Origin of the sequence: Sandarakinorhabdus sp. (assembly GCF_031430775.1) — a bacterium.
GTDB lineage: Bacteria > Pseudomonadota > Alphaproteobacteria > Sphingomonadales > Sphingomonadaceae > Sandarakinorhabdus.
The window spans coordinates 1-6,484 of sequence record NZ_JANPCD010000193.1 but is presented as its reverse complement, the minus strand read 5'-3'; the positions used below and the strand labels follow the sequence as shown (position 1 = coordinate 6,484).

Sequence of the window (6,484 nt, the reverse complement as noted above, 5' to 3'; positions counted from 1 at the left end):
GCACACAAGGCGCGGACACGGACATTCACGGCCTTTTCCACATCGGCATTGCCATGTTCGCCGTTCGCCGCCAGCCCGTCAAGGACATCGGCAATCATGTCGCCGATGGCAGCGAATTCGGCCTGGCCGAAACCGCGCGTCGTGCCGGCCGGGCTGCCGACGCGGATGCCGCTGGTCTTGGTCGGCGGCAACGGATCAAACGGCACGCCGTTCTTGTTGCAGGTGATGCCCGCCCGCTCCAATGCTTCATCGGCATCGCGGCCTGTGAGGCCCTTGGGCGTCAGGTCGATCAGCGCCAGATGGGTGTCGGTGCCGCCGGCCACCACGGCGCAGCCGCGGTCCTTCAGCCGGGCTGCCAGCGTCTGGGCATTGGCGACGATGCGGACGCAATAATCCTTGAATTCCGGCTGCAATGCCTCGCCGAACGCCACCGCCTTGGCCGCGATGACATGCATCAGGGGGCCGCCCTGCATGCCGGGGAACACGGCCGAATTGAACTTCTTGCCCAGCGCCTCGTCGTTCGACAAAATCATGCCGCCGCGCGGACCGCGCAGGGTCTTGTGAGTCGTCGTGGTCACGACATGGGCGTGCGGCAACGGCGATGGATGAATGCCGGCAGCGACCAACCCGGCAAAATGCGCCATGTCGACCTGCAGCTTGGCGCCGACCTTGTCGGCAATCGTGCGAAAACGGGCAAAATCGATGATGCGCGGATAGGCTGAGCCGCCAGCAAAGATCAGCACCGGCTTGTGCTCGACCGCCAGCCGCTCGACCTCGTCATAGTCGATGAGATGGTCCTCGCGGCGCACGCCATATTGCACGGCGTTGAACCATTTTCCGCTCATGGCCGGTGCCGCGCCGTGCGTCAGGTGGCCGCCGGCATCCAGGCTCATGCCCAGGATGGTTTCGCCGGGCTTGACCAGCGCCAGCATGACAGCGGCATTGGCCTGCGCGCCGGAATGCGGCTGGACGTTGGCATAGGTGCAGCCGAACAGTGCCTTGGCACGGTCGATGGCCAGTTGTTCGACGACATCGGACGGCGCGCAGCCCTGATAATAGCGCTTGCCCGGATAGCCTTCGGCGTATTTGTTGGTGAACACTGAACCCTGTGCCTCAAGGACGGCGCGCGACACGATGTTTTCCGACGCGATCAATTCGATCTGGTTCTGCTGCCGGTCAAGCTCGGCCGCGACCGCAGCGGCAATCGCCGGATCGGCGGCGGCGAGCGGCGTGTCGAAAAAGCCGGTGGGCAGGGTATCGGTTACGGCGGGCTTGCTGCTCATGGATAGTCTCCTCAGCCGAGTTTTCGGGTGCGGTCGGCATGGCGGCCGCCGGCAAACGGGGTGTTCAGAAATTCGTGCACACAGTCGCGCGCCACTTCGATGCCGATGATGCGGCTGCCCAGTGCAATGGCATTGGCATCATTATGCTGGCGCGCCAGCCGCGCCATCAGGCCAGATGTCACAAGCGCGCAGCGCACACCGGCAATACGGTTGACGGCGATGGAAATGCCGATGCCCGATCCGCAGATGGCAATGCCCCTGCCCGCCCGGCCAGCGGCGATGGCTTCACCAAGCGCACGGCCGAAATCCGGGTAGTCGACACTGGCTTCACTGTCCGGGCCAAGGTCCAGCACCTCATGACCGGAATCGCGCAGTTCGCCGGCCAGCATCACCTTGAGGGCATAGCCAGCGTGGTCGGAGGCAAGGGCAATGGTCGTCAAGGGCGGCGAATCCCAACTGGAAGCTGGGCTGTGCTCTAGCGGCAGTGGCGCCCGCCCGCAACGAAAACGGCCGCGTTCAATGGCCGCGCTGGCTGTTTCCTGCCGGGACGTTTCACCCGAACGTCAAATCGCCCGTTTCCGGCACTTCCAGATGCCGCGCCACATCGTCGTCAATCACGTCCTCCAGCCGGGCCGGCGACCATTTCGGGTTGCGGTCCTTGTCGATCAATTGCGCGCGGGTGCCTTCGAAGAAATCATGGCCATGACGGATTTCGCAGACCATGCGGTATTCGAGTATCAGCGCGTCCTCGATACTGGCGGCGGCATTGGCGCGCAGGCCGGCAAGGGTCAGCTTGAGGCTGGTCGGTGACATGCGGGCAATGATGGCGGCCTGTTCGCGCGCCCAGTCGTCGCCTGATTCCAGGCTGGCGACGATATCTTCCACCCGGTCATGGCCGAAGTGAAAGTCGATGGCATCGCGATAAGCCGCCATCGGTGCCTCGCCGGCATCTTCATCGAAACTGGCCAATATGGCGCCGACATCCTCATGGCTGGTCGCCAGCAGGTCACACAGGGTCGGCAGATGCGCCGATGGCACATAATGGGTGGCGATGCCGGCATAGCGGCAGTCGGCGGCCTTCAACCGCGCCCCGGTCAACGCCAGCCAGGTGCCGATCTGCCCCGGCAGCCGCGCCAGCGCATGGGTGCCGCCGACATCGGGAATAAGCCCGATGCCCGTTTCAGGCATGGCGAACATGGTATTTTCGGTAGCGATGCGGAACGGGCCATGGATGGACAGGCCGACGCCGCCGCCCATGGTGATGCCGTCGATCAGCGCCACCCAGGGCAACGGCGCCCGGGCAATCGCCTGGTTCATGCGGTATTCGTCGTGGAAAAAGCCTTCCCAGAGCGCCCGGTCCTGCCGGCCTTGGCGGCCCAGCAACGCCACATCACCGCCGGCGCAAAAGGCGCGCGTCCCGGCGCCCTCGATGACGATGCGGCTGATGTCCGGGTCCGTCCCGAACTGGAACAGAGCCCGGTGCACGGCCAGCGCCATCGGGCGGTTGAGCGCATTGAGCGCCTGCGGGCGATTGAGGGTCAGCCACAGGCTGTGACCCCGGTGTTCGACGAGAAGCTCGGGCAGCAATTCGTCCGTCATTTGCGTTCCTCCAGGTTGCCGCGATCCTCGAGATCGACGGGCACCGCCGATGTTGTCAAACGCGCCAGCAGCGTGCCGGCTTCATCGAACAGGTCCGCCTCCATGAAGGCGATGCGCTTGCCGAGCTTGATACAGCGTCCTTCGGCGTACAAGGGCACACCGGACCGGGCGGGAGCGAAAAAGCTGGTTTTCAGCTCGATGGTCGGAATGCCGATGCGCTTGCCGGACTTGACGATGGCGGCAAAGGCGGCGGCGTCGTCCAGCATGGCCACCACGATGCCGCCTTGCACATTGCCCATCGGGTTGCGGCATTCGGGGCCGGGCTGGAACCGCATCTTGACCCGGCCAGCGGCACTGTCGACTTCGAGGATTTCCTGGCCGAGCAGGCGGGCAGTGGGCGGCACGAACTTGTTCATGCGGGCCATCAATTCGTCGTCATTCATCGGCACGGACGCGGCCCCTCACACGATTGCGATTGTCGTCAGGCCATAGCGTTGGAGTGCCGGGGCCAGCGCGTCAACCTGCGCAGATGCGCGGGTGAACAGCGCCGTGCCGGGCAGAGCCGCACCATCGCACGGCCCCAGCAGGTGCCGGACGCGCCTTGCGATGCCAGCGCCGCCATCGACAAACGCCAATCGCCGCGGGCTGGCGGCGACAAGCTGGTCCAGCAACAGCGGGAAATGCGTGCAGGCCAGCACAACGGTATCCATCGCATCGCCGCCGGGCTGGTCCAGCAGCCCGGCCAGTTCGGGCGCGACATCGGCGGCGCTGACGGGCTCGCCGCGCAGATGCGCCTCGGCCAGTTCGACCAGCCGCGACGAGCCATGGCGCAGCACGGTGCAGTCAGCGGCGAATTCCGCCGAAAGCCGGTCGACATAGGGTTGGCGGACGGTCGCCTGCGTGCCGAGCACGCCGATAACACGGCTGCGCGATCGTTCCGCCGCAGGCTTGATGGCCGGGACCGTGCCGACAATACCGACATCGAGCACGGCGCGGGCATGGCCAAGCGCGATGGTGGACGCGGTGTTGCAGGCGATGACGATCAGGTCGGGCCGCAGCCGTTCGGAAAGCCGCCCCAGCAGGGCGCAGACGCGGGTCGCGACCTCCATCTCGGTTTTGGTGCCGTAAGGAAAGCCGGCATTGTCCGCGACATAGGTGACGGCAAGGCCGGGTATCAGTGCCAGCATGTCGTCAAGCACGGACAGGCCGCCGATGCCGGAATCAAGGACGAGGACAGTTGGCATGTCTGCCAGTAGCGGGAAGTCGGGGGTTGGGGCAAGAAGAGCACAAATGGACATGCACGCCCAAACCGATACTGCCGCCGATTGGCCACCGCCGCTGCCCGACAGTGGCGGTTTCGTGGCACCGCCAGTGCCCGGCGCGAGCGCTGCGGTGGCCGCATTTGTGCATGCCGTGGTGCGCGATCCGGCCGGCGGGCTGCGTGTGGTGGGGCGGGGCATCTGGCTGGCCGGTATCGCGGCGCTGTGCGTGCCCTTGCACATGGGTTTTCGTGCTGCGGGAAGGCAATCGCCCTGGGCGCGGCGCTTTCTGGCATGGGCGGCGCGGGCTTGCGGCATCCGGGTCCGCAGCATCGGCACGCCGGTAGCACGCGACGTGTTCTTCATCGCCAATCACCTCAGCTGGACAGATGCGCTGATCCTGGGCGGCCAAACCGGCACCGCATTCGTGGCGCAGGACGGTATCGCCATCTGGCCGGGGCTGAATTTTCTGTGCCGGCTGAACGACACGATATTCATCGACCGCAGCGACCGGATGGGGGTGACGAAGCAGATCGCGGCGATGCGAAGCCAATTTGCCGCTGGCGAGCGCCTCGCGCTGTTCCCCGAAGGCGGTTGCGGCGATGGTCGCCGCCTGCTGCCGTTCAAGGCGCCGCTGTTCGCCATGCTGATTGCCCCGAAGCCGGCGACGCAATCCGCGCCAGTGCCGCCCGGCGCGGCCATCCAGCCGCCCCAGCCGCAGGCGGTCATTCAACCCGTGGTAATCGACCCTGACGACGCCGGACGCAATTTGGCCTGGGTGGGCATGGAAACCGGCGCCGCCAACGCCTGGCGCTTGCTGGCGCGCCCCGGCACCTGGGAAGCGCGGGTGCATTTCCTCGGTGCCATCGATCCGGCCCATTTTGCCGACCGCAAGGCGTTGGCGCGGGAAACGCGCATCCGAATTGCAGCAAAGCTGTCGGAGACATTGGGCGGAAGGCCGATACACTGACATTCGGCATTGAGGGCGTGACGGCGCCTGCTCGGCGCGCTAACTCTGCGTCATGACCGAAACCTTTCCCGCCGCCCGCCTGCGCCGCACCCGCATGACCGCGTGGAGCCGCGACCTTCACCGTGAAACCAGCCTCAGCCCGTCCAACCTGATCTGGCCGCTGTTCCCCACCGAGGGCCATGATGTCGAAACGCCGGTCGGCACCATGCCGGGCGTATCGCGCCTGTCGGTGGACCGGCTGGCCAAGGCCGCCAAGGACGCCCGGAGCCTGGGCATTCCGGCCATCGCGCTGTTCCCGCACACCAGCGCCGACCGCCGCACCGAGGACGCCAAGGAAGCGCTGAACCCCGACAATCTGATCTGCCGCGCCATCCGCGCCATCAAGGATGCGGCGCCGGACATGGGTGTGCTGACGGATGTGGCGCTCGATCTGTACACCAGCCATGGTCATGACGGGCTGTTGTCGGACAGCGGCGAGATTTTGAACGATGCGACGGTGGACATGCTGGTCGGCCAGTCGTTGAACCAGGCCCGCGCCGGCTGCGATATCATTGCGCCGTCCGACATGATGGACGGCCGCATTGCCGCCATCCGCGCCGGGCTTGAGGCCGATGGGTTCGTGAACACCCAGATCATGGCGTATTCGGCCAAATATGCCTCCGCGTTCTACGGCCCCTACCGCGATGCGGTGGGCAGCGGCGGCGTGCTCAAGGGTGACAAGAAAACCTATCAGATGGACCCGGCCAATGCCCGCGAGGCGCTGCGCGAAGTGGCGATGGACATTGCCGAGGGCGCGGATTCGGTGATGGTGAAGCCGGGGATGCCGTATCTGGACATCATCCGGTCGCTGCGGGACCGCTTCGACGTGCCGATCTTTGCCTATCAGGTCAGCGGCGAATACGCGATGCTGGAAGCCGCGATTGCCGCCGGCGTTCTGGACCGTGACCGGGGCGTGCTGGAGGCGCTGATGGCCTTCCGGCGGGCGGGCTGTGCCGGCGTGCTGACCTATCATGCGCCGCTGGCGGCGCGGCTTTTGGGGGCATAGGCGGCACCCATGACGCAGCCGCTTCGCATCGCGATCCTTGGTGCCTCGGGTTATACCGGGGCGGACCTGGTGCGGCTGGCGCTGTGGCATCCCGGTGTGGAAATCGCGGCGCTTTCGGCCAATGCCAAGGCTGGGCAGACAATGGCGGATATCTGGCCGCACATGGCGATGTACCCGGCCCTGCCCCGGCTGGTGCGCGCCGAAGATATTGATTATTCGGCCATTGATGTGGTGTTCGGCTGCTTGCCGGATGAGGAGTCGGCGGCGCTGCTGTCGGGCATCAGCGGGCCGTTGATCATCGATCTGTCGGCAGATTTCCGCCTCAAGG

Annotated in this window: 7 protein-coding genes and 1 pseudogene; 3 read left to right on the top strand and 5 right to left on the bottom strand. The window is 65.9% G+C overall.

Annotated elements, in window-relative coordinates:
- The 5 genes from glyA to murI all read right to left on the bottom strand — a co-directional run.
- Positions 1-1,283, bottom strand: a 1,283-nt coding sequence (gene glyA, locus RMQ73_RS12270; RefSeq protein ID WP_310498539.1) for a serine hydroxymethyltransferase, incomplete at its 3' end; no start/stop codon positions are given.
- A gap of 11 nt (positions 1,284-1,294) precedes the next feature.
- Positions 1,295-1,723, bottom strand: coding sequence for a ribose 5-phosphate isomerase B (rpiB, locus tag RMQ73_RS12265; RefSeq protein ID WP_310498538.1), 429 nt, complete (start codon positions 1,721-1,723; stop codon positions 1,295-1,297).
- Between the two features lie 112 nt (positions 1,724-1,835).
- A complete protein-coding gene (locus RMQ73_RS12260; RefSeq protein ID WP_310498537.1) occupies positions 1,836-2,882 on the bottom strand; it encodes an enoyl-CoA hydratase/isomerase family protein in 1,047 nt (348 codons plus the stop codon).
- A complete protein-coding gene (locus RMQ73_RS12255; RefSeq protein WP_310498540.1) occupies positions 2,879-3,325 on the bottom strand; it encodes a PaaI family thioesterase in 447 nt (148 codons plus the stop codon). The genes RMQ73_RS12260 and RMQ73_RS12255 overlap by 4 nt, the downstream gene beginning before the upstream one ends.
- Positions 3,326-3,343: 18 nt before the next feature.
- Positions 3,344-4,126 carry a glutamate racemase gene (gene murI / locus RMQ73_RS12250; protein WP_310498536.1) on the bottom strand — a complete coding sequence of 261 codons (783 nt, stop codon included), beginning with the start codon at positions 4,124-4,126 and terminating at the stop codon, positions 3,344-3,346.
- A gap of 46 nt (positions 4,127-4,172) precedes the next feature.
- Here murI and RMQ73_RS12245 point away from each other — a divergent pair, with 46 nt between their 5' ends.
- From RMQ73_RS12245 to argC, 3 genes and pseudogenes are all read left to right on the top strand, one after another.
- Positions 4,173-5,111 carry a lysophospholipid acyltransferase family protein gene (locus tag RMQ73_RS12245; protein ID WP_310498535.1) on the top strand — a complete coding sequence of 313 codons (939 nt, stop codon included), beginning with the start codon at positions 4,173-4,175 and terminating at the stop codon, positions 5,109-5,111.
- A gap of 52 nt (positions 5,112-5,163) precedes the next feature.
- Positions 5,164-6,156 (top strand): porphobilinogen synthase, encoded by a 993-nt coding sequence (hemB, locus tag RMQ73_RS12240; protein ID WP_310498534.1) that lies wholly within the window; start codon positions 5,164-5,166, stop codon positions 6,154-6,156.
- Between the two features lie 9 nt (positions 6,157-6,165).
- A pseudogene (gene argC / locus RMQ73_RS12235) lies at positions 6,166-6,484 on the top strand (N-acetyl-gamma-glutamyl-phosphate reductase); the annotation flags it as partial.